Origin of the sequence: Curtobacterium caseinilyticum (genome assembly GCF_030363035.1) — a bacterium.
Classification (GTDB): Bacteria; Actinomycetota; Actinomycetes; order Actinomycetales; family Microbacteriaceae; genus Curtobacterium; species Curtobacterium caseinilyticum.
The window spans coordinates 113,767-138,463 of sequence record NZ_JAUCMN010000002.1; the positions used below are offsets into that span (position 1 = coordinate 113,767).

The 24,697-nt window shown below is 69.7% G+C and carries 21 protein-coding genes and 2 tRNA genes; 15 read left to right on the plus strand and 8 right to left on the minus strand.

Features of this window, described 5'->3' with window-relative positions; all coding sequences use genetic code 11:
• Window positions 1-17 precede the first annotated feature (17 nt).
• Window positions 18-102, plus strand: a tRNA-Ser gene (locus QUG93_RS03075).
• Between the two features lie 4 nt (window positions 103-106).
• The gene (locus QUG93_RS03080) at window positions 107-637 is read left to right on the plus strand and encodes a GNAT family N-acetyltransferase (protein ID WP_289472166.1); all 531 of its coding nucleotides are present in this window, start codon (window positions 107-109) and stop codon (window positions 635-637) included.
• A gap of 7 nt (window positions 638-644) precedes the next feature.
• Here QUG93_RS03080 and QUG93_RS03085 read toward each other — a convergent pair whose 3' ends face one another.
• Complete coding sequence (locus QUG93_RS03085; protein ID WP_289472167.1) at window positions 645-1,472, minus strand: helix-turn-helix transcriptional regulator; 828 nt, start codon at window positions 1,470-1,472, stop codon at window positions 645-647.
• 111 nt (window positions 1,473-1,583) lie between these two features.
• Between QUG93_RS03085 and hxlB the strand changes: the two genes are divergently transcribed.
• Together hxlB and hxlA are read left to right on the plus strand one after the other, a co-directional pair.
• Window positions 1,584-2,156: a 6-phospho-3-hexuloisomerase gene (gene hxlB / locus QUG93_RS03090; RefSeq protein WP_289472168.1), complete on the plus strand. Its 573-nt coding sequence runs from the start codon at window positions 1,584-1,586 to the stop codon at window positions 2,154-2,156.
• Window positions 2,157-2,225: 69 nt separating this feature from the next.
• Window positions 2,226-2,864 carry a 3-hexulose-6-phosphate synthase gene (hxlA, locus tag QUG93_RS03095; RefSeq protein ID WP_289472169.1) on the plus strand — a complete coding sequence of 213 codons (639 nt, stop codon included), beginning with the start codon at window positions 2,226-2,228 and terminating at the stop codon, window positions 2,862-2,864.
• Between the two features lie 66 nt (window positions 2,865-2,930).
• On the opposite strand, the gene QUG93_RS03100 is transcribed toward hxlA, so the two are convergent.
• A complete protein-coding gene (locus tag QUG93_RS03100; RefSeq protein ID WP_289472170.1) occupies window positions 2,931-4,328 on the minus strand; it encodes a PepSY-associated TM helix domain-containing protein in 1,398 nt (465 codons plus the stop codon).
• A gap of 182 nt (window positions 4,329-4,510) precedes the next feature.
• On the opposite strand from QUG93_RS03100, the gene QUG93_RS03105 reads away from it, so the two are divergent.
• Both QUG93_RS03105 and QUG93_RS03110 read left to right on the plus strand, forming a co-directional pair.
• Window positions 4,511-4,981, plus strand: coding sequence for a BLUF domain-containing protein (locus QUG93_RS03105; protein WP_289472171.1), 471 nt, complete (start codon window positions 4,511-4,513; stop codon window positions 4,979-4,981).
• A gap of 70 nt (window positions 4,982-5,051) precedes the next feature.
• On the plus strand, window positions 5,052-5,660 hold the full coding sequence (locus tag QUG93_RS03110; RefSeq protein WP_289472172.1) for a ScbR family autoregulator-binding transcription factor: 609 nt from the start codon (window positions 5,052-5,054) through the stop codon (window positions 5,658-5,660).
• A 46-nt stretch (window positions 5,661-5,706) separates the two neighbouring features.
• On the opposite strand, the gene QUG93_RS03115 is transcribed toward QUG93_RS03110, so the two are convergent.
• Window positions 5,707-6,135, minus strand: a complete 429-nt coding sequence (locus tag QUG93_RS03115; RefSeq protein ID WP_289472173.1) for a BLUF domain-containing protein — start codon at window positions 6,133-6,135, stop codon at window positions 5,707-5,709.
• Window positions 6,136-6,224: 89 nt separating this feature from the next.
• Here QUG93_RS03115 and QUG93_RS03120 point away from each other — a divergent pair, with 89 nt between their 5' ends.
• The 3 genes from QUG93_RS03120 (at window position 6,225) to QUG93_RS03130 (ending at window position 8,338) form a co-directional block, all read left to right on the plus strand.
• On the plus strand, window positions 6,225-6,935 hold the full coding sequence (locus QUG93_RS03120; protein WP_289472174.1) for an MSMEG_4193 family putative phosphomutase: 711 nt from the start codon (window positions 6,225-6,227) through the stop codon (window positions 6,933-6,935).
• A 33-nt stretch (window positions 6,936-6,968) separates the two neighbouring features.
• Window positions 6,969-7,496, plus strand: coding sequence for a DUF3090 domain-containing protein (locus QUG93_RS03125; protein ID WP_289472176.1), 528 nt, complete (start codon window positions 6,969-6,971; stop codon window positions 7,494-7,496).
• Window positions 7,497-7,579: 83 nt separating this feature from the next.
• Entirely contained in the window at window positions 7,580-8,338 is a 759-nt protein-coding gene (locus QUG93_RS03130; protein ID WP_289472602.1) for an SCO1664 family protein, read from the plus strand.
• A gap of 180 nt (window positions 8,339-8,518) precedes the next feature.
• Here QUG93_RS03130 and QUG93_RS03135 read toward each other — a convergent pair whose 3' ends face one another.
• From QUG93_RS03135 to QUG93_RS03145, 3 genes are all read right to left on the minus strand, one after another.
• Window positions 8,519-10,537 carry a vWA domain-containing protein gene (locus QUG93_RS03135; RefSeq protein ID WP_289472177.1) on the minus strand — a complete coding sequence of 673 codons (2,019 nt, stop codon included), beginning with the start codon at window positions 10,535-10,537 and terminating at the stop codon, window positions 8,519-8,521.
• Window positions 10,530-11,915, minus strand: coding sequence for a MoxR family ATPase (locus tag QUG93_RS03140; protein WP_289472178.1), 1,386 nt, complete (start codon window positions 11,913-11,915; stop codon window positions 10,530-10,532). The genes QUG93_RS03135 and QUG93_RS03140 overlap by 8 nt, the downstream gene beginning before the upstream one ends.
• A 174-nt stretch (window positions 11,916-12,089) precedes the next feature.
• Complete coding sequence (locus QUG93_RS03145; protein ID WP_289472179.1) at window positions 12,090-13,289, minus strand: cobalamin-independent methionine synthase II family protein; 1,200 nt, start codon at window positions 13,287-13,289, stop codon at window positions 12,090-12,092.
• Between the two features lie 204 nt (window positions 13,290-13,493).
• Between QUG93_RS03145 and QUG93_RS03150 the strand changes: the two genes are divergently transcribed.
• The 3 genes from QUG93_RS03150 to QUG93_RS03160 all read left to right on the plus strand — a co-directional run bounded on the left by QUG93_RS03150 (window position 13,494) and on the right by QUG93_RS03160 (window position 16,250).
• Window positions 13,494-14,942 (plus strand): MFS transporter, encoded by a 1,449-nt coding sequence (locus QUG93_RS03150; RefSeq protein WP_434533074.1) that lies wholly within the window; start codon window positions 13,494-13,496, stop codon window positions 14,940-14,942.
• A gap of 149 nt (window positions 14,943-15,091) precedes the next feature.
• Window positions 15,092-15,766, plus strand: a complete 675-nt coding sequence (locus tag QUG93_RS03155; protein WP_289472180.1) for a GntR family transcriptional regulator — start codon at window positions 15,092-15,094, stop codon at window positions 15,764-15,766.
• 394 nt (window positions 15,767-16,160) lie between these two features.
• Window positions 16,161-16,250, plus strand: a tRNA-Ser gene (locus QUG93_RS03160).
• Between the two features lie 296 nt (window positions 16,251-16,546).
• Here QUG93_RS03160 and QUG93_RS03165 read toward each other — a convergent pair.
• Both QUG93_RS03165 and QUG93_RS03170 read right to left on the minus strand, forming a co-directional pair.
• Window positions 16,547-19,351, minus strand: coding sequence for a DNA methyltransferase (locus QUG93_RS03165; RefSeq protein WP_289472181.1), 2,805 nt, complete (start codon window positions 19,349-19,351; stop codon window positions 16,547-16,549).
• 240 nt (window positions 19,352-19,591) lie between these two features.
• On the minus strand, window positions 19,592-20,419 hold the full coding sequence (locus QUG93_RS03170; protein WP_289472182.1) for a PIN domain-containing protein: 828 nt from the start codon (window positions 20,417-20,419) through the stop codon (window positions 19,592-19,594).
• Window positions 20,420-20,856: 437 nt separating this feature from the next.
• Between QUG93_RS03170 and QUG93_RS03175 the strand changes: the two genes are divergently transcribed.
• The 3 genes from QUG93_RS03175 (at window position 20,857) to QUG93_RS03185 (ending at window position 24,542) form a co-directional block, all read left to right on the plus strand.
• Window positions 20,857-21,561: a hypothetical protein gene (locus QUG93_RS03175; RefSeq protein ID WP_289472184.1), complete on the plus strand. Its 705-nt coding sequence runs from the start codon at window positions 20,857-20,859 to the stop codon at window positions 21,559-21,561.
• A 381-nt stretch (window positions 21,562-21,942) separates the two neighbouring features.
• On the plus strand, window positions 21,943-22,812 hold the full coding sequence (locus tag QUG93_RS03180) for a hypothetical protein (protein WP_289472185.1): 870 nt from the start codon (window positions 21,943-21,945) through the stop codon (window positions 22,810-22,812).
• Entirely contained in the window at window positions 22,812-24,542 is a 1,731-nt protein-coding gene (locus QUG93_RS03185) for a hypothetical protein (RefSeq protein ID WP_289472186.1), read from the plus strand. Before QUG93_RS03180 ends, QUG93_RS03185 begins: the two co-directional genes overlap by 1 nt.
• Window positions 24,543-24,697: the final 155 nt, after the last annotated feature.

Below are 24,697 nucleotides of genomic sequence, written 5' to 3' on the forward strand. Positions count from 1 at the left end.
CCACGTGGTCGCGTCACGGAGGGTTGTCCGAGCGGCCGATGGAGCCTGTCTTGAAAACAGGTGGGCAGAGATGTCTCGTGGGTTCGAATCCCACACCCTCCGCACCATGAGCGCCGGCACCCGCATCCGCCTGGTCGACCTCGCGGACGCCGCCGAGATCGCCGCGATCGTCAGCGCGAGCGCCGAGCACCTGCGGCCGTGGGAGCCGACGCGTCCGCCGGCGTACTTCACCGAGGCGGGCCCGCGTGCCACGCTCGGCGCCGCGCTGGCGTCGGCAGCGAACGAATCCTCGGTGCCGTTCACGATCCTGGGGGACGACGACGAGGTGCTCGGGCGGATCACCCTGAGCGGCGTCACGCGCGGCGCGCTCCAGTCGTGTGCGCTCGGGTACTGGATCCGCGCCGACCGCACCCGCGAGGGACACGCGACCCGGGCGGTCGGCCTCGCGGTGGAGCACGCGTTCCGGGAGCTCGGGCTGCACCGTGTGCAGGCGGAGACCCTGCCGGAGAACGCGGCGTCGCAGCGGGCGCTCGAGCGCAACGGGTTCGAGCGCTACGGCTTCGCGCGGCGGTACATCCAGATCGCCGGGGAGTGGCGGGACCACGTCATGTTCCAGGTGCTCGCGCCGGGCGGCTGACCGCTGGTCAGGCGCGGGCGCCGAGCGCGGCGAGCTCCGCGCGGGTGCGGGCGCCGTGCTTCCGCAGCAGGTTCGCCACGTGGTACTTCACCGTGTTCGGGCTGATCCCGAGCCCCTCGGCGATCTCGCGGTTGCCCACGCCCGTCACGACGAGTCGCAGCACGTCGCGCTCCCGTTCGGTGAGTCCGGTGTCCTCGGGTACCTCGACGACGCCGGGCGCGGGGTCGAGGGGCAGCGAGATGTCGAGCGTCGAGCCCCAGCCGGGCGTCGAGTCGACGTGCACCGTGCCGTCGAGCGCGACGACCCGCTCGGCGATCGGCCGGACCGCGTCGTCGTGGGTGTCGAGCGTGCCGGCACCGTCGTCGCGGAGCTGCATGAGCAGGTTCCGCCCGTCGCAGTCCCACTGGATGCGGACGCGTCGCGCGACGCCGTCGTCGACCAGGGCGAGCACGGCCGTCCGGACGATGGCACGGGCGCTGTGCGCGACGTCGCCGGGGAGCGCACGGCCGGTGGCGGGCGGTTCGACGAACTGCACGTCGAGGTCGCCGAACCGGACGAGCGGCCGGAGGTCCGCGCGGAGCCGTGAGAACGCGCCGGTGACCGGCTCGAGCAGGGTGCTGCGCTGCCGGTCGGTCACGGTCCGGAGTTCGACCAGCGCGGCCGAGGCGATCTCCACGGCCTCGGCCCGGGCGGCAGCGTCGGACAGTCGCGAGGCCCGCAGCGCGGCGAGCACCGACTCGAGCGTCAGGGCGTGCCGGTCGGCCTGCTCGGCGACGGTCCGGGCGTGCTCGGATGCCGCGGTCCGGCTGGCTGGTGCGTCCGGTTCCCTCTCCACGAGGACTGAACGTACCCGTCCCACCCGGACGGGCGGTCCCACCCGATCGGGTGAGCGGACCGCCTGCGTGGGCAGCGGCGCTCGTGACGACGCACGAGGAGCATCGACGACATGGCCACCACGACCACCGCCGACGCCCTCGGGCTGATCGGCGACGAGCTCCAGGACCTGATCGCGACCGTTCGCCGTGCCGACCAGGCACCGTTCGAGCGTGCCATCGGCCTGCTCGCCGACGCCGATCGCGTCTTCGTGCACGGCGCGGGACGCTCCGGTCTCGCGCTGCGGATGACGGCGATGCGCCTCATGCACCTCGGGCTCGACGTGCACGTCGTCGGCGAGGTCACGACCCCGGCCATCCGGCGGGGCGACCTGCTCCTCGTGGCGAGCGGCTCCGGGACCACCGGCGGCATCGTCCAGGCGGCCCGCACCGCGGCGGAGGTCGGCGCGCAGGTCCTCGCCGTGAGCACCACGGACGACTCCCCGCTGGCCGAGACGGCCGCCGCCACGCTCGTGCTCCCCGCTGCGACGAAGACCGACCGCTCCGGCACCGCATCGGCACAGTACGCGGGGAGCCTGTTCGAGCAGGGCGTCGCGTTGCTCGGTGACGCGCTGTTCCACGCGCTCTGGCAGCGCAGCGGGCACTCCGCCGACGACCTGTGGCCGCGGCACGCCAACCTCGAGTGACCCCGAGCGCGCCGTCGAGCGCGTGAACGCCACCGAGACCCCACGAACCACCACCGGAAGGACACCACCATGCAGCTCCAGTTCGCCATGGACACCCTGACCACCGAGGCCGCCCTCGACCTCGCCGGCAAGGCCGCGCCGTACGTCGACGTCATCGAGCTCGGCACGCCCCTCATCAAGAGCGCGGGGCTCTCCGCGATCACCGCGATCAAGGAGGCGCACCCGGACAAGGTCGTGTTCGCCGACCTCAAGACGATGGACGCCGGCGAGCTCGAGGCCGACATCGCCTTCTCGGCCGGCGCCGACCTGGTCACCGTGCTCGGCGTCGCCGGCGACTCGACCATCGCCGGCGCCGTGAAGGCCGCCGAGGCGCACGGCAAGGGCATCGTCGTCGACCTGATCGGCGTGCCGGACAAGGCTGCCCGCGCGAAGGAGGTCGTCGCGCTCGGCGCCGAGTTCGTCGAGATGCACGCCGGCCTCGACGAGCAGGCCGAGGAGGGCTTCACCTTCGAGACGCTCCTGCGCGACGGCGAGGCCTCTGGCGTCCCGTTCTCGGTCGCCGGTGGCATCACCACCGACACGATCGGTTCCGTGCAGGCCTCCGGCGCCCGCATCGCGGTCGCCGGCAGTGCGATCTACAGCGCCGACGACGTGGCTGCCGCCGCGTCCGCGCTCCGCGACGCGATCTCGGAGTCGGCCTCGGCCTGATCTGCACCACACGACGGACGGGAGGCACGGTGCCAGCGGGCACCGCGCCTCCCGTCCGTCACGTGGTCACCGGGTGCGGCGGCCGAACGTGGTGACCAACGCGTCGACCAGCAGGAACCCGAGCAGGGTGACCCCGACGACGGGCAGCAGCAGCGCGAGGCCGACGGCGACGACGACCACGGCGGTGGTGCCCCACCACGGGGCCCGGGCCAGCGCCCCCGCCGCGGGAGCACGACCGACGCGGGCACCGGGGGCCCGACGCTGCCACCACATCAGGTAGCCGAAGACGACCATCGCCGCGATCCCCAGCGCCGCCAGGAGCAGCACGAGCTGGTTCGGCAGCCCGAACAGCGCGCCCATGTGCGTGTTGATGCCGAGCTTCGCGGCCTTCGCCATCAGCGGGTAGTCGGACCACGTGACCTGCGACACCGCGGTCATCGTGCCCGGGTCGACCGCGACGGCGTTCATCGCGACGGGCCAGCTCAGCTTGATCTCCTCGACGGTCCACGCGGTGTCGGTCGTCGCCGGAGGGCGGATCCGGACCTCGGCGGCGTGCACGTCGGCAGTCCGGGCGACCGCCAGCACCTGGTCGAACTGCTCGGGTGTCACGGTCGCCGCAGCCCCGGAGGTCGTCGAGCCGCCGCCGTGGTGCCCCGCGTGCTCCCCGCCCATCGCGGGCATCGCGCCGCCGAGCGCGGTGTCGACGGCGGGCGCCTGCCAGCTGAGCGCCGAGCGGAGCGCGGTCACGTTGTCGCCCGCGAAGTGCGACCACGTGATGCCCGTCGCCGACAGGAACACCGCACCGAGGAGCACCCACGCACCGGTCGCGGCGTGCCACGAGAACGTCCGCCGGTACCCCGTCACCCGGTTGTCCGGCAGCACGAGGTCGCGCTTCCGCCGCGCGCGCCGGATGCGGAACGCCCAGAGGCCGATGCCGGCCAGGGAGACGATGCCGAGCCACGACGCCGCGGTCTCGCTGTAGAGCCGTCCGACGTCGCCGAGGAACAGGCTGCGGTGGAACGTGCTGATCCACGTGCGGAACGGCAGCGATCCCGAGGTGCCGTAGACGGGCAGGTCGCCGCGGACCTCGGTGTCGCCCGGGTCGACGAACACCGCGCGGGTCTGCGACTCGAGCAGCCCGGCCTCGCTGAACATCACGCGTGTGGTCTCGCCGGCGGCGGGAGCGGGGCGGACCTCGACGACGGTGTCGCCGGGGTGGTGCCGGTCGACCCACTGCTGCGCGGCCTCGACCTGGTCGGCCAGGGGGCGTGCGCTCGCGGTCGACGGTGCCGTCAACTCGTGCTGGTACGCGACCCGCTCGATGGTCGGCGCGACGGCGTAGACCGCGCCGGACAGTGCGGCGACCAGGATCAAGGGGCCGACGAAGAGCCCGGCCAGGAAGTGCAGGCGGAGGAGGAGCTGGGCGAACCAGCCCCGAGACGGCGGCGGAGCGGTGCTGGGCATCGGGGCGCGGGTCCTGTCGGGGTCGAGCGCGACAGCGTGTCGCACGAGCCTCGACTCTACAAGACGTAGAAGCACCTGGGTGACGCCGTCCGTCCGGCGCGTCCGTCCGCTCTGCGCACACCGTTGCGGTGTGCGGATGACCGCGTTGACCCGATCGTGGAGCGCGACACAGACTGGCGCCGATGACCCAACTCACCTCACTCGTGTACATGTCCGTCGCCGTCGACGAGATGACCGACGACCAGCTGGTCGCCATGCTCCGTGAAGCCCGCCTGCGCAACGACGCGCTCGGCGTCTCCGGGCTCCTGCTGGCCAAGGGCGGCCGGTTCATGCAGGTGCTCGAGGGTCCGGCCTGGAGCGTCGAGGACCGCTACGCCGCCATCGAACGCGACCCGCGGCACCGGGACGTGAAGTCCCTCTCCCGCGAGTCCATCGAGACGCGACGCTTCGACGGCTGGTCGATGGCGTTCGGCAACCCGTCCGACGCCGACGTCCGCGACGAACCCGGCTTCAACACCTTCCTGACCGGACGCTCCGGGCTCCCCGCGGAGCTCGCCGGCTCGCCCGCCGACTGGCTGCTCCGCTGGTTCCGCGGACGCGACCTGCAGGACGTGCCGGAGGAGCAGATGACCCTGGCGCGTCACGCCGCGTAGACGCGACCGCGTCCGGACGGGAGGGACGGTGCCGGCTGGCACCGTCCCTCCCGTCCGTCACACTGGTGACGTGGAACGACGTGAGCAGATCCTGGTCGCCGCGGCCGAGGAGTTCGACCGTGTCGGCTACGCCGCCACGGCGATCGCCGCGGTGGCCCGCCGCGCCGGCGTCGCGCAGGGCACCCTGCACTTCCACTTCCCGACCAAGCTCGCCCTCGCGCTCGGGGTCATCGACGAGCAGAACGCCCGGACGTTCGCCGTCGTCAGTCACACCGACGCGTCGCCGCTCGCAGCGTTGGTCGGCGCGTCGAAGGGGATCGCGGACCTGCTGCGCACCGACCCGATCGTGCGGGCAGGGATCCGGCTGTCGCTCGAGCGCGGCGAGTTCGCGGGTGCGACGTCGTCGTTCTACGAGCAGTGGATCGGCGGCATCGTCGACGTGTTCCGGCTGGCGCTCGGCTCCGGGGAGCTCAGCACCGACCTGACGGCCGAGGAACTCGGCGGGTCGGTCGTGCCGTACTTCACGGGCGTCCAGCTCGTCGCCGAGGTCCGCAGCGGCCGGGCCGACCTCGACCCCGCCCTCGCCGTGATGTGGCGCATGGTCGTCCACGCGATCGCGGCCCCCGCGCACCGGGAACGGCTGCTCGGCGTGGTCGCGGAGACGTTCCGCACGCGCTGAGCGACAGCGCTCTGCCCGTGTCGGCCGGGTCCGCGGGGTGCGAGCGTCAGCGGTCGAGCAGCTCGCGGTCGCGGAACCACTTCAGCAGCCATGCGGCGCTCGTGCCGTCGAACTCCGGCGCGAAGTCCATCGTGCCGGACAGGAACGGGCTGAAGCCCGCCTCGGTCGCCACGTCGGTCTCGTCGAGCGACCGGTACGCCATCGACCAGCCGTCGAACCGTCGGCGCTCGATGTCCTCACGGACGAGCGACTTGACCTCGTTGTGCCGGGGATCGCGCGCGATCGCCCCGAAGCGGTCGTCGACGCTCCACGCCGGACCCTCGAGCAGCTGCATGAAGCGCCCGCCCTTCGCCACCAGGAGCCCGGACACGCCGAGTGCCTCGTTGCGGAGTCGGGACTCGCGCAGCAGCTCGGCGAGCGCGTCGTCGTCGAAGGGGACGACGGACCGGCTCATGTAGACGATGGAGACGAGCACCGGACCATCCTGGTGCATCGGCCGGGGGACACCGATCCCTGTCCACTATCCGCTCTCCGCGTCCCGGCCCCGCCCGTAGGATCGACCGCATGGCGACCGTCCTCCTCCTCCGGCACGGGCGCACCACGGCCAACGCGACCGGTGTGCTCGCCGGTCGGACCGCCGGGGTCGCACTCGACCGCGTCGGCCGCGACCAGGCTGACCGGGCCGCTGCCCGCATCGCACCGATCCCCCTCGCCGCCCTCGTCACCAGCCCGCTCGAGCGCTGCCGGCAGACCGCCCGCGCGGTGCTCGCGCAGCAGCAGGGGAGCCCGGAGGTCCGTGTCGAGCGCGCCATCACCGAGGCCGACTACGGGCAGTGGCAGGGACGGAAGCTCGCCGACCTGGCGAAGGAGCCGCTCTGGCGGACCGTCCAGGCGAACCCCAGCGCCGTGGTCTTCCCCGGCGGTGAGTCGATGCAGACGATGCAGTCGCGGGCGGTGGCTGCGGTCCGGCGCATCGACGCCGAGGTCGAGGCGGCCCACGGTCCGTCGGCCGTCTGGGTCGCGGTGAGCCACGGCGACATCGTCAAGTCCGTGCTCGCCGACGCCCTCGGGATGCACCTCGACCTGTTCCAGCGGATCGCGGTCGGCCCGGCCTCGGTGTCCGTCGTGCGCTACGGCGAGCACCGGCCCGAGGTCGTCGCGACGAACACCGATTCCGGCGACCTGTCCTGGCTCGCAGCCGCCCCCGCGCCGACGGGCGACGCCGCGGTCGGCGGGGGAGCGGGCCACGACGAGCCAGGGAGCGCCCGAGCCTGAACGGGCGTCGGCAGCCCCTCCTACAATCGGGTCATGCCCACCATCGTGCACGGCTTCGACTGGCCGGAACGTCTCGTCGTCGGGACGGTCGGCCGCCCGGGCGAGCGCGCCTTCTACCTGCAGGCGCGCGACGGCAAGCGGGTGACCAGCGTCGCCCTCGAGAAGGAGCAGTCCGCGGTGCTCGCGGACAAGGTCGCCGAGCTCCTGGACGAGGTCGCGACCGTCGAGGACAACCGGTTCAGCGTCCCCGAGGCGGCACCGTCCGAGCTCCGCGACGCCGCCCCGCTCGACCAGCCGGTGGAACCCGAGTTCCGCGCCGGCGCCCTCAGCCTGGGGTTCGACCCCGCGACCGCCCAGGTCGTCATCGAGGCGTACCCGATCGAGGAAGAGCTCGAGGTCCTGACGGAGACGGACGAGGACGGTGACGAGGTCGAGACGGTGGTCGAGATCCCCGAACCGGCCGAGGTCTTCCAGGTGAAGATCCCCGTCGGCAGCGCTCGCGCGTTCGTCGAGCGCACGCGCGAGGTCGTCGCAGCCGGTCGTCGCCCCGGCGACGCATGAGCGACGCCACAGCGCAGGACGGCGGCGTGGTGCCGGACGGCGGCGCGGTGCAGGACGGCGGCCCGGTCCCGGACGGCGGCGCGGTGCCGGACGGCTCGTTGACGATCCGGGCGCGCATCCGCGAGGCCTCGAACGCCACCTTCTTGGCGGACCTCGACGGCGAGTCCGTCGTCTACAAGCCCGTCGAGGGCGAACGGCCGCTCTGGGACTTCCCCGACGGCACGCTCGCCGGCCGCGAGGTCGCCGCGCACCTGGTGTCCGAGGCGTTCGGCTGGGGGATCGTGCCGCCGACGTGGATCGGCGACGGTCCGTTCGGACCCGGCATGGTGCAGCGCTGGCAGCACGTCGACCCGGAGCAGGACGCCGTCGACCTCGTGCCGACCGAGGACGCCGAGGCCGAGGACACCCCGTGGCTGCCCGTGCTCGAAGCGATCGACGAGCACGACCGGCCCGTCACGCTCGTGCACGAGGACACCGCGGCGCTCCGACGCATGGCGGTGTTCGACGTCGTGGTGAACAACGCGGACCGCAAGGGCGGACACGTGCTCGCCATGCCCGACGGGCACCGGTACGGCGTCGACCACGGGCTGACCTTCCACGTCGAGCACAAGCTCCGGACCGTGCTCTGGGGGTGGATCGGGGAGCCGCTCGACCCGGACGAGCTCGAGGGCCTGGACCGGGTGTCCGAGGCGCTCCGCGGCGACCTCGGCGTCGCGCTGGCCGAGCACCTGACGCGGGCCGAGATCGACAACACCCGGGCGCGCTGCGCAGCCCTGCGCGCCGTCGGGATGTTCCCGCCGCCGCCCGGGAACGGCCCGGCCGTCCCCTGGCCCCTGTTCTGACGGACGTGACGGTCTGACGGACGTGACGGTCTGACGGACGTGACGGTCTGACGGACGGGAGGCACGGTGCGGGCTCCTGCCGCCGGTTCCCTCCGCAAGACGCAACGTTGCCGTCAGCTCGCAGTGGTGTTCTGCTGCGAGCTGCCGCCGACGTTGCGTCTTGCGAGAAGTCCGGTCCCGTCAGCCGGACCAGCCGTCGCTGAACAGGGATGCTCCGCCCCGACGCGCGCCCAGGTACGAGCCGACCACGGCGACCCCGAGGTCGTCGTTCTCCGGTGCCACCACCGAGCCGTCCACGCGCCGGGCCATCGCGTCGATGAACCGTGCCAGGCCCGGGTCGTCCCCGAGCCGGAAGAACGTCGTCTGCGCGCCGAGGCGTCCGGCGTTCTCGAGCTCGCGCACCGTCACCGCGATCGTCACCGGGTCGGGCGGGTAGCCGAACCACACCTGGCCGTTCGGCTCGAGGTGCGACGTCGGCTCGCCGTCGGTCACGATCAGCAGCACGGGCTGCGCCGTCGGGTGCTTCCGGAAGTGCCGGTTCGCCAGGAGCAGGGCGTGGTGCAGGTTCGTGCCCTTGTCCCACATCGCGTCGAGCCCGACGAGCTGCTCGACGTCCATCACCTCGGCCTCGCGGCCGAATGCGATGAGCTGCAGGTCGTCCCCCCGGAACCTCGTGCTCACGAGGGTGTGCAGCGCGAGGGCGGTGCGCTTCATCGGGACCCAGCGGTCCTCCATCGCCATCGAGAACGACGTGTCCACGAGCAGCGCCACGCAGGCCTGCGTCCGCGCCTCGGTCTCCTGCACCTCGACGTCGTCGATCGTCAAGCGGACGCCGGGGCCGGACCGACCGTCGGCGGCGGTGCGCACGAGTGCGTTCGTGATCGACCGGGGGAGGTCCCACGGCTCGGTGTCGCCGAACGCCCAGGGCCGGGTGGCTCCGGACGGCTCACCGGACGCGCCGGACCGGCGCAGGTCACGAGCGCCCTGGCGGCCGGACATCCGCTCGGCCACGTCCTTGAGCAGGCTCTTGCCGAGCTGGCGCATCGCCTTCGGGGTCAGGCGCAGCTGTCCGTCGGTGCCGCGCTTGACGGCACCCGAGTTCCGCAGGGCCTGCTCCAGGCGCTGCAGGGTCCGCGCGTCGACGGTCGCCTCGTCGCCGAGCTGCCGCTGCAGGGCGTCGAGGTCGAGGTCGGCGAGGTCGGAGCCGGGTCCGGACTGCGCGAGCTGCTCGGCGAGGGCGTCGAGGTCGGCGATGCCCTGGAACACGCCCGTGCCGTCGCCGAGCCCGAGCCCCTGCTCGCCGTCCATCCGCTCGGAGCTGCCCCAGTCCTCACCGGGCCGGAGTGCGCGCAGGTTGTCGTCGAGCTGCCCGAGTTGGCCCATCAGGTCCGGCGAGCCGAACGCCTGCTGGGCGAGGGCGTCGAGTTCGTCCCGCTGCTCCTGGGTCATCGAGTTCCGCATCCGCTGGGCTGCGGCGGCCCGGGCGGCGAGGTCGTCGAGCAGTTCCTCGACGTTCTGCGGGTCGGAGGGGAAGTGCTGCCCGTGCTGCGCCATGAACGCGTCGAACTGCTCCGGCGTGTCCGTGCCGCGGCGGTGGTCCTCGAGCAGCTGGTTCAGGTCGCGCATCATCGCCGAGACGGCGGCGCGGTCCTCGTCGCTCGCGTCCTCGAGCGCCTGCTTCATGCCCGCGAACCGCTGGTCGAGCACCTCGCGGCCGAGCAGGTCCTTGATCTCGTCGTACTTCTGCCGCGCGGTCGGGCTCGTCCAGTCGTAGCCGCCGAGTTCCTGCACGGCGGCAGCGGGCGACGGCGGCAGGCTGTCGAGCTGCATCTCGGCGAGGGCACGGTCGCCGTCGTCGAGGTCGACGTTCCGGGCGAGCTCGCCGCGCTCGGCGAGCAGGGCCTGGTCGAGGAGCTCCTTGACCTGCTGCAGGGTGCCGTCGAGGTTGTTCCGGCTGGTGAGCTCGCGACGCCGCTCGGCGACCCGGCGCATCAGGTCGTCGAGCCCGCGTTGGGTCTGGCCGCCGCGGCGGAGGAACTCGCGGAGCGCGCGCTCGGGCGAGGTCCCGCCCATGACGTCCTCGCCGATGGCATCGAGCGCCTCGGACAGGTCGACCGGGGGAGCGAGCGGGTCCGGCCCGCCCTCGTACCTCCCGTACCGGGCGTCGCGGGTCAGGCGGCGGTTCTGCCGACTAGCCATAGACGGCCTCGCCGCCCCCCGACTCCTTGCTGATCCGTCGCGCGAGGAACAGCCCCTCGAGCGCGAGCTCGATCGCGCCGGCCCGCTCGCCGTCGTCGGTCGCCCCGAGTCGCTCGCACACCTGGTCGTAGACGTCGGACTCGCCGATCGAGGGCAGGCCCTCGAGGAACGCCCGAGCGCTGACCTGCTCGCCGGTGGTCACCATCGTGCCGCCGTCGAGCGCCTCGACGAGGACGCCGAAGTCGATCCCGCGGAACCGGGAGCGGACCGTCTCGGCGGTCGCGGTCCGGAGCAGGTGCTCGAGGACCTCGTCGGCACGGTCCTCTTCGCCGTTCTCGAACTCGATCTTGCCGCCGAGCACGTCGACCGCGGTCTCGAGGTCGATCGGGCGGGCGACGGCGTGCTCCTCGCCCTGCCGCGCGGCGCGGTGCACGGCGGCCGCGGAGATGGTCTCGGCACCGGCGATCGCGAACCGCGCGCTGACGCCGCTTCGCTGGTCGACCGCGCTCGACTGCCGGAGCGCACGCGTGAACCGGGCGAGGATCTCGATGAGCGCGTCCGGCACGTCGGCGGTGAGCTGGGCCTCCTGGCGGATGACGGCGATCTCGTCGGCCAGCTCGATCGGGTAGTGCGTGCGGATCTCGGCGCCGAAGCGGTCCTTCAGCGGGGTGATGATCCGGCCGCGGTTCGTGTAGTCCTCGGGGTTGGCGCTCGCGACGACGAGCACGTCGAGCGGCAGGCGCAGCACGTAGCCGCGGATCTGCACGTCGCGCTCCTCCATCACGTTGAGCATCGCGACCTGGATGCGCTCGGCGAGGTCCGGGAGTTCGTTGATCGCGACGATGCCGCGGTGGCCGCGGGGGATCAGGCCGAAGTGGATGGTCTCCGGGTCGCCGAGGCTGCGTCCCTCCGCGACCTTCATCGGGTCGACGTCGCCGATCAGGTCCGCGACGCTGGTGTCCGGCGTCGCCAGCTTCTCGACGTAGCGCTCGTCGCGGTGCACCCACGAGACCGGCAGGGCGTCGCCGAGGTCCTCGGCCCGCCGCTGGCTCGCGGTGGTGATGGGCTCGAACGGGTGCTCGCCGAGCTCGGACCCGGTGATCACCGGGGTCCACTCGTCCATCAGGCCGGTCAGGGTGCGGAGCAGGCGCGTCTTGCCCTGCCCGCGCTCGCCGAGCAGCACGACGTCGTGCCCGGCGATGAGGGCCCGTTCGAGCTGCGGGATGACCGTGGTCTCGAAGCCGTGGAGACCGGGCCACGGGTCGCGGCCCTCGCGGAGGGCCTGGAGGAGGTTGTCGCGGATCTCGGCGCGGACCGACTTCTGGACGTGCCCAGCAGCGCGGAGCTCGCCGACCGTGTGGATGTCTGGTCGGGTCACGGTGCGCACGCTACGCCCGCGCACCGACAGACGGACGGGAGCCGTGCGTCTCCGCGAAACGCAACCCCGGCGGTTCCTCGCAGCGCTGTACCGCTGCGAGGAACCGCCAGGGTTGCGTCTTGCGGAATTGCGTTGCGGAAGGAGCGGGCTGCGACGGACCGGCTGGCGGGAGCGTCAGCCGAACAGGCGGCCCGAGGCGATCTCGGCGCCCTCGACGAGCGAGCGGAGCTTCGCCCAGGCCACGTCCGAGGCCACGAACTCGTAGCTCGCGAAGGTCGCCAGGCCGCAGTCCGTCCCGGCGACGATGCGCGTGGGGTCACCGACGGCCTCGGCGGCCTCGACGATCCGGTTCGCGACGAGCTGCGGGTGCTCGAGGTAGTTCGTCGTGACGTCGATGACCCCGGGGACGAGCACGGCGTCCGCCGGCAGCGGCAGCTCCCGGAACGCCGGGAACTCGTGCGCGTGCCGCGGGTTGCCGAACGGGATGCTGAAGGACCCGACCTCTGCCCGGTACAGGTGCGGGAGCAGCACGTCGACGGGGACGTCGTCCTGGTGCGGGCCCTGCCAGTTGCCGTAGCAGACGTGCAGCCGGGTCTGCTCCTTCGGGATGTTCCGCAGCGCGTGGTTGAGCGCGTCGACGTGCAGGTCGACGGCAGCCAGGAACTCGTCGAGCGACGCGTCGCCGAAGTGGATCACCCGTTCCATCGCCAGGTCCGGGGCGTCGAGCTGCAGGACGTGCCCGCGGGCCACGATCTCCTCGTACTCGACGCGCAGCTGCTCGGCCAGCGCGAAGACGTACTCGCCGTGGTCGGCGTAGTGCGGGTTCTCGTCGTCGAGCAGCAGGGTCGTCGCGACGATCCCGGGCGTCGCAGCCGAGATGAAGGTGCCGGCGGGCGTGCGGCCGGCGGCGGCGTTGCGCGCGAGTTCGCGGTCGAAGCCGTCGAGGTCCTCACGGATGCCGGCGCGCTCCTCGTCGTACTGCAGCAGGCCCTGTGCCACGGGGGTGTCCCAGACCCGGGCGAACTCGGCACCCTCGTCGATCTGGCGCGCCTGGAACGCGGCGTACTCGGGGAACTCCAGCGAGTCGAGGGTGGGCTTGCGGTGTGCGGTCCCGCCGAAGCCGGACAGGCGTTCGCGGATGTAGGTGGAGAAACCGACGCGCGGGACCTCGCCGTCGTTGACGACGTCGATCCCCGCGTCGAGCTGCGCGTCGACGGTCCGGGCGAGCACGGCGGCGATCTCCTCGCGCAGCGACTGCTCGTCGTACGGCTTCCCCTGGTCGCGGGCGACCAGGAGTGCCGTGAGCTCGGGCGTCCGGGGGAGCGACCCGGTGTGGGTGGTCAGGATGCGGTCGGTCGAGCGCTGGAGCGACATCCCGCCACCGTACCGACGCACGGCCCGGCAGCGTGCGGACGTGATCTCGCGGGTCGCGTGGTGAGACAGGAGACGGACGGGAGGCGCGGGACGGGCCGGCACCGCGCCTCCCGTCCGCCTGCACACCTTCCTGAATCTGTGAGGTTGTAAAGCTGCGGCGCTACTGGGAACCTGCCTGGAATCTCCGGAGTACGGTCCGCTCTCGTGAGCAGCACGACGAACGGGGCGATCAAGAGCCTGGTGCCCGCCAGGATGGACCGACTGCCGTGGACGAGGTTCCACTGGAGCGTGGTGGTGGGTCTGGGGGTGTCCTGGATCCTCGACGGCCTCGAGATCCAGATCGTCTCCAATGCCGGTTTCCAGGCGGACCTGGACCTGTCGACCCAGCAGGTGACCACTCTCGGCACCATCTACCTGTTCGGTCAGGTGATCGGTGCACTCGTCTTCGGTCGGATGTCCGACCGGCTGGGTCGGCGCAAGCTGTTCATCCTGACGCTCGCGATCTACCTGATCGGTTCCGGCATCGCCGGGCTCGCGCAGGACTTCTGGTTCCTCGCGGTGTTCCGCTTCGTCGCCGGCCTCGGCATCGGTGGCGAGTACGCGGCGATCAACTCCGCGATCGACGAACTCATCCCGTCGAAGTACCGCGGCCACGTCGACATCGCGATCAACGGCACGTACTGGGGCGGTGCCGCGCTCGGCGCCTTCGCCAACATCTACCTGCTCGACACGTCGATCTTCGCCGAGGACATCGGCTGGCGCATCGGGTTCTTCCTCGGCCCGGTGCTCGGCATCGCGATCATCTTCCTGCGGCGGCACATCCCGGAGAGCCCCCGGTGGCTCATGACCCACGGGCGCGAGGAGGAGGCCGAGCGCACGGTCTCCGAGATCGAGGCCTCGGTCGAGAAGTCGACCGGTCACCGGCTGCCGGAGGTCGACCAGTCGAAGGCCATGACCGTCACGCCGCTGGACAAGGTCGGGTTCCCCACCATCGCCAAGGTGCTGCTGAAGCAGTACCCGACGCGCACCCTGGTCGGCGCGACGATGATGATCACGCAGGCGTTCCTCTACAACGCCATCTTCTTCACGTACGCCCTGGTGCTCACGAACTTCTTCGGGCTGAAGACCGCGGAGACGGCCGTCTACTTCTTCCCGTTCGCGATCGGCAACCTGCTCGGGCCGATCCTGCTCGGCCGGTTCTTCGACACGTGGGGCCGTCGCCAGATGATCTTCCTGACCTACCTGGTGTCGGGGCTGGTGCTCGCGACCTCGGCGTTCCTGTTCCGTGCCGACGCGATCAGCGCAACCGTCCAGGTCGTGTTCTGGTGCGTGTCGTTCTTCTTCGCCTCCGCCGGCGCCTCGAGCGCGTACCTGACGGTGAGCGAGATCTTCCCGCTCGAGCTGCGATCGCAGGCGATCTCGTACTTCTTCGCCCTCGCGCAGGTCTTCGGTGCGATCGCGCCCACCATCTACGGCGCGTTCATCGGCGACGGCTCGTCCCGCGAGCCGCTGTTCTGGGGCTACCTGCTCGGCTCCGGGGTGATGATCATCGGCGGCATCGTCGCCCTGGTGTTCGGGGTGGACGCGGCGCGCAAGGGCCTCGAGGACATCACGCAGCCGCTGTCCGTGCTCACCGGCGAATCGAAGAAGTAGCATTTCGTATACGTGATGTTTAGAGCCGGGGTCCGACCGCTGGGAAGGTCTCGGCATGGCACTCCTCCACATCCCGACACCGACCGGGACGGTCCACCGGTCGACCGCTCCCGGAACCCCCGGCGGACACCGTGCGTGACGCTGGGTGGATGGAACCGTCTTCGTCCTCGGGGAGCGGCCGGGTCCCCGACCCGAGCGGCATCCGTCGCAGCCTGCTGCGCGACGCCGTCTTCCTGAAGCTGCTCGAGAACGTCCTGCGGGGCGTGTACCGGAGGGGGCAGCGGCTCCGACTCGACGACATCGCGAAGGACATGCAGGTGTCGCGGACACCGGTGCGTGAAGCGCTCGTCCCGCTCGAGTCGCTGCGGCTCGTGAGCGTGCAGCGGTACGTCGGGGTCGTCGTGGCGCCGTGGTCGGTCGGGCAGATGGTCGAGCGGCTCCGGGTCGCGCGGGCCATGATCGCCGAACCGGCCGCCTGTGGGCAGGGATCGGGCGAGCCGTTCGACGCACACGTCCTCCGGTCCTGCCTGACCGAGGCCGGCGCGTTCGTCGAGCTCGGGGCGTGGTACCTGCGGCGGCGCGGCGCGGTCGTGAGCGCCGACTGGATGATCGCCCAACGCCCGGTGCTCGACGCCTTCTTCACCGACGACGTCGCCGCGGCGAACGGCATCGACGCGGTCGTGGGGCGCCGTGCCCGGGTGCGGCAGGTCGAACGGGCGGTGGCGGCGGCGGAGCACGACCGGCTCGATGTGTGCGCGAGCGAGCTGGTGGGCCTCGCGGACGACCTCATCGCGTTGCCGGACCGCTTCCGCTCGGCTGCGTGATCGGAGCTGTTCCGGCCCGGTGGCCAGCAGGGCGGGACACGCTGTGCTCGGCACCCAGAGCGGGGGCGCGGACCGGGTCCGCGCCCCCTGGTCGTCCCCGTCCGAGCTCCTCGCGATCGGGCGCGTCGGGCTCGGCAGAAGGGGGGATGACGTCTGGTGCTGTGTCGCGACTGCGGAGGAGGCCCTCCGGAACGTGATCGCCGCGTCCCGTCGATGCTAGGCGTCGGGGTACGACCCGACAACCCCCCTGTGTCCCCACTTCAGGGGACCGCCCGTGCAGACGGTCACCGGTCCGCGTTCCGAGGGCACCACCGCTCCGCGTGTCCAATCTGCCGTGAGGTCGAGACGGGGCTCGTCCTCCTGTATGGTGGGGTGCGCGCTCGCAAGAGCGCACGGAGACGTCGCATAGTCCGGCCGAGTGCACCACCCTGCTAAGGTGGAGTCCCCTTTGAGGGGACCGAGGGTTCAAATCCCTCCGTCTCCGCACTGGGGATGTTAACGACCTCGACCCGTCCGCATTGATGGGTCGAGGCCGCACATCCCTTTGGCTTTGCGGATCTGAGCAGCGCTTTTTGGATGCTTGCGGCGTCCCGTTCATTCGCAGTTCTGGCGCGTGTCACAGAAGTTCCTAGGCCGCGAGCGGAGCCGCGGCTGTGCCTTGCGCCGGCAAGGAGAGCGTTTGATCGCAATCCATCGACGGACAGCGCTGCGTGGCGACCAAAGCGAAGTGCCCGCTGCCTGCCAGGCAGCGGGCACTCTGCTGTCCCGGACGCTCGGTGTCTACGCGGCGAGCTGCCCCTGCTGGGTCATCTGCACGTACCGCTCGAAAAGGCGCTGCGCCCGAGCCTGCTCGGAGGGTACCTTCGCAAATCCGAACAGCCGATCGATGATCTTGTCCAGATGCATGTGCGCCTTCAGCAGCTCGGCGTCCATCGCGATCGGGTTGTACATCTGCGCCAGGGACTGTCCGGCGAGTGACTCTCGGGCGTCGAGCACCGCTTGCCCTGCCGTGATGATCCGTTCGCGCTCGGCCGCGGAGATGCTCGGGAACGGGAACGTGTTCCAGGTGGACGTGTTGCCGAAGCGAAGGTCGGACTTGATGCGGCCCCCGACAAGGCGCTGCCACGCGAGAAACATCTTTGACGAGATGACGGCGAAGAGCAGTCCGTCGGGGTCGACAGCGGTGAAGTTGGCGTTGCTGGCGACGACGTTCGGCTCGAAGCGGGCCACGGTCGCGTAGTCGCGCGCTGCGGTGAAGTGTGCAGGGATGCAGATGTACGGGACGCTCGGCTGCTGGTCGTTCCAGAACAGGTGAGGGGTCTGCGCCATCGCGAGGGTCGAGGGGTAGGTGCTGGCCTCGCGCATCTCGCGCACCTTCGCGAGCCGGTCTGCGATGAACGGGCTGCGCAGTGCTTCCGCGAGGTCCGCGTTGCGGAGCCACAAGCACCACCGCCCCTTGTTGGAGATCAGCTCGTCCGCGCCGACGTATCGCTGGACGTAGGGTGCCGCGATCGGGTCGCGGAGGGCCTCGTCGCGAGCTTCGGCGTCGAGCAGGAGATTTCCTCCGTCGCTCGGCTGCGACCCGACCATCGCGGGGCTCAGCGCCGGGCTCAGCGGGGTCATCCGCTTCGTCACCGGGATTTGAGCACCCTCGGTGAGGTAGGGGCTGATCTCCTGTACCCACTCCTCGCGGTCGCCGGACGCCGTGGCGGTGAAGATGCGGCGGGGGTCGCTCGGGTTGCGGTCGCACCCAATGATGACGCAGTGGACGGCGGCGGCTCCCGCGGCTTCCGATGTCCAGGCGAAGTTCCGGTAGGCGAAGCGGATGTGCCAACCGAGTCTGCGCATGGTTCCGAAGAGAGACTCGACGGGTTCGCCTTGCGTGACCGAGTTCGTTGCCACGAAGGCAAAGTGGCCGCCTCCCTGCGCGCGGGGGTCTTGGAAGTACGTCATCGCGGCCGCGAACCAGGAGGTGACGAAGTCCATCTGCTTGCTGTATTTGCCGTGCTTGGACCAGACGCGGTCCATCGTGTCGCGCTGCGCCGCGGTGCGGACCTTCTTGCCAAGGAAGGGCGGGTTGCCGAACACGTAGACGTGCGGCGAGGGAGTGAACAGGTCGACCCACTCGACGGTCAGGGCGTCAGCGTGGACGATCTTCGGCGCGAGCTTGATCGGCAGACGTTCCGGCGCGGCGCCGAGCGATTCTGCCATGCGCTGGTTCGCCTGGTGGTCGACAAGGAACATGGCCGTTTCAGCGATCTTCGCGGGCCACCAGTTGATTTCGATGCCGCCGAACTGATCGGGGCTGACCTTCAGGTCCCAGGTGCCGTCGAGCGTATAAGCGGTGGTCTCGCCGCGGAGTTCACGGAGCCGTTCGAGGAGCCGCAGCTCGATGTCGCGCATCTCGCGGTAGGCAATGATGATGAAGTTCCCGCAGCCCATCGCCGGGTCCATGTAGCGCATTGCCTCGAAGGAGTCGTGCAGCTTCAGGAGGGCCGCTTCCGATGGCCAGGCAGCCTTCAGCTGCTCTTCAATGGCGTCGAGGAACAGGGGCCGCAGGGTCTTCAGGATGTTCGTCTCGGTCGTGTAGTGCTCGCCCTGCTTCCGGCGCGCCTCACGGCTCGACATGCCCTGGAACAGGGAGCCGAAGATGGCGGGCGAGACGCCGCTCCACTCCTCCCGGCATGCGACCAGGAGGGCGGCACGCATATCGCGGTTGAAGGTGGGGATGTCAACTCGATCCTGGAACAGGCCGCCGTTCACATACGGGAAAGCAAGGTAGATGTCATCGAGGTGCGGGGAGCGACGCTGCTTCGGTGTGTCGAGCACTTGGAAGAGCTGCGTGATGAGTGCGCCGCAGTCGGAGCCGTCTTCGGCGGTGTGGTCGAGGACAAAGCGCTCGAACAGGCCCTGGTCCCAGAGTCCGCCCGCGTCGTCGCCGTAGAGCAAGAACAGCAGGCGGGTCATGAACACCGCTGCCTGCTCGGAGTCATGCCCCTCGGCCATAGCGTCTACATCGCCGAGGAGCGTGTCGTAGAGGGCGCCCATGGTGCGCGCCGCCTGTACCGTGACTGCTTCCTGCTTCTCGATCGCGCGTTTCGGTGCTCGGTAACCGGAGAGGAACGCGAAGTGGCGGATGTTCTTCGTCAGGTCCTGCACCCGGAACTGGATCGGGTCGTCGGAGGGTGATTCGAGGTCGCGGATGCGGATGACGTCGAAGTCCGAGGCGACGACGTAGCGCGGCATCTCAGCCGGGGTGATGTCGCCGGTGGCGAGGTAGTCGAGTGCCTGGTCCTCGGCGGCCTGGAGGTCCTTCCCGAGGCTCTTCGACTCGCCGATCATCACGCCGGGCATGAAGATGTCGATGCGGCCGCGTTCGCCTGTTGAGGCTCGCTTGGCGCGCTGCTCGAAGACGGCGACGGTGCGACGGTCGAGCCCGAACGTCTCAAAGAGGTCGTTCCACCAGGTCTGGGAGTCGGCCTGCTCGCTACTTGCACCCTTCCAGGTCGCGACGAACTTCTGGGCACGGCGGGTCATCTCCGTGGTGGAGAGTACTTTCGGCTTGGCGCTGGGCTTCGATGCCATGGGGTCCGTTCTCGGTCGCGCGGGGCCGAAGCCGGGAACCCCCGCTCGGCAGTGGTCTTACGGTACCGGCAGCGCTGAGTCGTCCGGCGACCTACGCTCCCGTCACCGACTTACCACCAAATCTATAATTTCTATAATCGGGGCGGGACCTTCCGTCACCCATCGGCACTCCTTCTCGATGGGCACCGTGGGGAGAAGGTAGACCTACGGGTCGTCGACACCGAATTGGACGCGCGGCCGTCAGGACTGCCCTTCAGTACGGGCCGGGATGTCTTCTTCTGTGACGAGAACAGCGTCGACACCGTACGCCCTGGCTCGCAGGATCATGCTTTGATCCATTGAAGCGATGACGGTGCGCTTCGTCATCATCGCCAGTTGTTGTGCGCGGTCGATGATGTCGCGGTCAGGTTCAGGCAGCGGAGGCCGGCGGTTGTCGTCCACCCATACTCGGAGGGTTGTGCCTGGGGCCTGGGTCTTGAACGGACGCGGTGTCGGCGAGTCGGCCAGGAGTTGCCGGAGCCACTTCAGAGCGTAGATGGCTCTACCTCGCGTATCCGAACTGCGATTCAACTTGAGCTTGTCGAGTTCTTCCACGGCAACAATCGGGATGGCAAACGCGACGTTGCTCGTCGGATGCCGAAGCAGTGCATCCCAGTCGATTCCTGCGAGTCGGGGTCCAGCATGCATGAGCAGGTTGGTGTCAAGGAGAACGGCAACGGCCTCGTGGCCCCAATACTTCAGCGCGTCCTCAATTTCGGCAGTTGCGTGAGCGATACGACCTCGAAGCTCATCGAGTTCCGAGTCGATGAGGACGGCGAGGCTAGCGCCTTGGACGGCGGGAGCAATCTCATGGAGCATCGCGTACCGAGGACCTCGCACAATCGAATCCACGGTTCTCTGGCTGAGAGCGCTCCCGGCGCGGAGAGCAGCTCGAGGGGACCAACTGCGCCAAGCATCCAGGCGCTCGACTGCTTGCGTGCCATTCGACAGATTCGCCGCTTCGCGAGCAAGGTCTCTGAGAAGGGCACGCGCGGCCGCGAGTGGTACGCCAGGCCTGAGATCGATCATCGGCCCAATCTAAGCCGCGCCGGTTCCTCGGGACTCTGGCTACTCAGCAGACCCCTATCAGCTCGAACGACGTGTGCCGCCTGAACACGATGTTCGCGTGCGCGGGCGGCAGTCCGAAGCATCAAGCCCGCGGGTGAAGGTTGTGATCGCAAGACGCGACACCAGCGCAGATCATCGAGAGCAGAACGCCTTACTGAGTACGACGTCCACGCGCCGCATCCCCTCGGAGATTATTGTTGTAGGCAACAAGGATGCTGTGTCTCTGGGCCACAGCTTGTTGTGACTTGTTGTGGTGTTGCTGACAGACTGGCGTCATGGAACAAGGTGGGTGGCCCTTCGAGGTTGCCCTCCACCACCGGATGCAGTGGCCCTGCGTAGATCCGTGGTGCGAGCGCTGTGAAGCCATCGGGTCGGAGTTCCAGGCGGTCGGGGTCGTAGTGCAATACATCCGCCATGCGGAGCAGCGTCTCAACGTTTCAGGCAGCAGGCACGAGACTGCAGCGCTTCGGGTCGCTCTCCGCCGAGAACTTGGTCTTACCGAAGATCAGTTCAACAACCTGCGCAAGGGCGAACGCTGGTTGCAGCCGTCGGACTACGCCCGGCTCCTCCGCCACAGCATCCTCGGGCTTCGACTACAGGCGGTGCTCTCGGGATCTGTGGTGCTACACAAAGCGGTCCAGGACGTGCGGCTTTCAATCCGCAGCCCCTTCACACAACTGATGCAACAAGCAATCGTGGAGACCGTGAAAGCGCGAACGATGCACGACGTGCACGAGCAGGAGGAACGACTCGGTCATGTGGCCGAGACGATCCGCACGCTCATGAGCGTTGCGGCGGAGTTGCAGCGCGCTGTCACCGAGCAAGGCGGCGACCCGGGGCCCGAGTCCTGGGAAGCAGAACGGCTGCGCTTGGATCGAGGCTCACTCGGAGCCACCTCGCTCGCACGCATGCCACTGCGGCAACGCGTTCTGCGGTTGGTCACCGCAGAAGGCACCGCAACCGGAGCAATCCGGACAACGCTGCACGCGCGAGGAATCGAATGCACCGCCACCCAGATCGCGCAAGCGATCAGCGGACTACGTCGCTCGGGTCTGATCGAACGAACCGACGTCCGCGGCGTTTGGCGGCGCACCAGCCCCTGAAAGGAAGACGCTTCATCTCATGAATCACCGTCGTTACGACGGCGGAACCAGAAAAGCCACCAACCGCCCCCTGGTCGGGAGAGTGACTGATGGCCTTCGAGGAACTGTGGTAAGTCACCTCGATGCTAATGGCGTGCGCCCCTGCACGCAAGAGCTGGTTCCACCGCATCCGCATCTGAGTACCAGCACGTCACCTCCCGGTCCGCTGGCCCCGCCCTGCAATGTGCCTCACCGCACCCGACGCGCACCCCTTCGAGTGCAGCGCCGCCCAGCGGCGCCACGGCCTGCCCGTCGGACGCGGAGGACCTCATGGTGAGCCGCGCTTGGGTGGGCGGAGCTTGGGTCTACTCTGCCGCCGAGGTCATCGATCGGTACCGCTCTGTGCACGCCCATGAACCGACATGGAAGCAGCAGAACGCGTTCGTCCGGCCGCTCGTCGCCGCACTAGGACTGCAGACTCCCACGGCTGCGTACAAGGCCATGGTCGCCGCTTGTGATTACGTGCGTTGGCTGAGTGCCCAGGACGTTCCGCTCGAGGCCGAAGCGGTGTTCACACCGGAAAACGTCGAGTGGTACTGCGCCACACAACTGCAGCGTCTCGGGGAGCACTCTCGCTCCACGAAACGCGGCGCCCTGCGGCAGATTGGGCGCGCCAGCACACGGCGCGCCGCCTGGTCGCCCCCGGACACGCGCTTTAGAAAGCCCCCGGCCGCGGAGCCGTACTGCACCGACGAGCGACGCGGGCTTCGTTGCCTCGTTCCCGTGCAGCCCACTGAAGCGCGGCGTCGCTTCTTCGCTGGCGTTCTCGGACTTGGATTCGGATTCGGGTTGCGTGGCGTCGAGATGCGCTACGTGCATGCCACTGACCTGTTCGAGCACCGCGGGGCGCTCCACCTTCGGGTTCGAGGGGAGTATCCCCGGACCGTGCCTGCGCGCGCTGAGTTGACGCAGTCGATACTGCAGCTCGCCCTGGATTATCCCGAGGGGCCGCTGCTCGGGCCCTACCGGGATGAGCAGAAAGCGCCGATGTCGCGGATGAAAGCGAGGCTGATCATCCCCGACAACGCCCCTGCGCTGTCGCTGCGGCGGCTCCGCATGTCGTGGATGGTCGACGTGCTCAACGACGGCGTTCCCCTCGGCGACTTCGCCCCAGCCGCAGGCGTCACCGACCTGCGCCTTGGGTCTCTACTTCCGCACCTACACCGAGAGGACACCGCGGCTGTCATCGCGCAGCTGACGGGTACCAACTGATGATCGACTCCACGCTCCCAGAGGGCTTCCGACGGATGCCCGGACATCTTCCCCAAGGCGTCATCCCCACTAACGCGGAAGCGATCCGCATCGCTGTCGAGGTACTCGAATGGTCTGGAATGCGACCAGTCCTCGACCGACTACAGCACTCTCGCCCCGGACTGACCGCCACGGTGCCGATGGCCACAGTTCTGCAGCTCGGGATCGCGTTCAAGGTGCAGGACCCCAAGCGGGACTTCCTGCTCTCCGACCTCACCCGGTGGGCGGCAACCTTGAATCGCGCGCAACGACGCCGCATCGGCTTGTCCAACCGATTCACGTACAACCGCTTGCAGGTGCCGTGGCGGCAACTGTGCGCAGCACTCGATCCGGAAGACAGCATCTTCCGCCTCGACGACGACGGAGCACTCCTCACGCCGCGGCTGGGCTGGCTACCGAGCCTCGACGTCTTCGCCAATGCCCTTGTCGGCGCCTCGTGTCGCTTGCCCGGCTGGCGAGAAATCCTCCCACCCACTCCGGTACAGGCGATGGACTCCACCGACGTCGAGACCAGCGCGAAATCTCGGGCATGGACTGCCACCCCGGACGGCCCTGACCCAGTCGCCCCCAACGACGCCGCGCCCAGCAGTGAGTGGACCCACGACGCAGCGATCTGGCCGAAAACCGGAGCCGACGGCCGAGCGATTGTCAGCGCCGACCTGGAGGCCCGCATCGGATGGCGGACCAAGACCATGGAACGCGGAGCAAACTCCTTCAACGGCCGAGACGGGCACCTCATCGTCGACGCCGGCGAACCCGGAAGCCGCTTCTGGGTTCCACTGATCCGCGGTGTCCTGCTGCGCGCAGCCGGCAGCTACAAAGCTGCGGCCGGCATCGCACTGCTGGACTCACTTCTGGGCGGCATCACCTTCAACACCCTCGTCGTCGACCGCGGATACAGCTACGCCGTCCCCGAAGCATGGGCCCAGCAGATCCGCACGCGCGGCCTGCGCATCGTGCATGACCTGCACACCGCACAACGCCGACCACACCCAGCAGACACGCTGCTCGGCGCATTCTGGCTGGACGGATCACTGTTCCCCGCTTCGCTGCCGCAGCGGATGCGAAAGCTCCCCGGCTTCAAAGCGCGCACCTCCGCCGAAAAGCGCGACAAACTCCACGCCGCATACGACGAACGCGCCACCTGGGCCTTCGTTCCCAACCGCCGTTACCCCGACGGCAGCGTCCAACTGAAGGGTCCCGCACGAGCCCTCCACGTCCGCTGCGTCAACTACCCGCCCTCGACTCGATTGGGCAGCGAAATCCCACGCACAGCCTGCGAACCCGGGGCGCCGTGCGTCTGCGCCAAGACAGTCGTCATCTCAGCCACCGAAGCGGAGTGGGAGCGACAGACGTTCGTTTACGGCACCACCAAGTGGGCCGCCCACTACGGACTCCGGAACCTCGTCGAGAGTCAAAACGCTCAGCTCAAGTATTGGCGAGGGTCCATGCGCCGCAACAGCACGGCGATGTTCGGAACCACGGCGAACACGCTCGTGTTCGCGTTGAACAGCATCGCGGTGAACATCAGCATGCTCCGCGACGCCTACGGCGACATCGACCCCACCAGCACCACCTCCACGTCGCACACCGCTCCGCGTCGCCGCCGCACTCCCGCCGTCGTCGCACGCCACCTCCGCAGCACGCCACGACGCCAGCGCACCACCACGAGAACGGACACTCCCGCATGACCGCACCAAGCCACCTGCAGCGCGCTGCTCGCATCCTGCAACGCAGCACCGGCAGCACCACCACCAAGTACACGGCCGCGCTCCGCGAAGCAACCGAACGAGAGGCAGCCGACCCAGGGTGGGCTCGCCGCACGGTCGTCGCACACGCCGCCGCG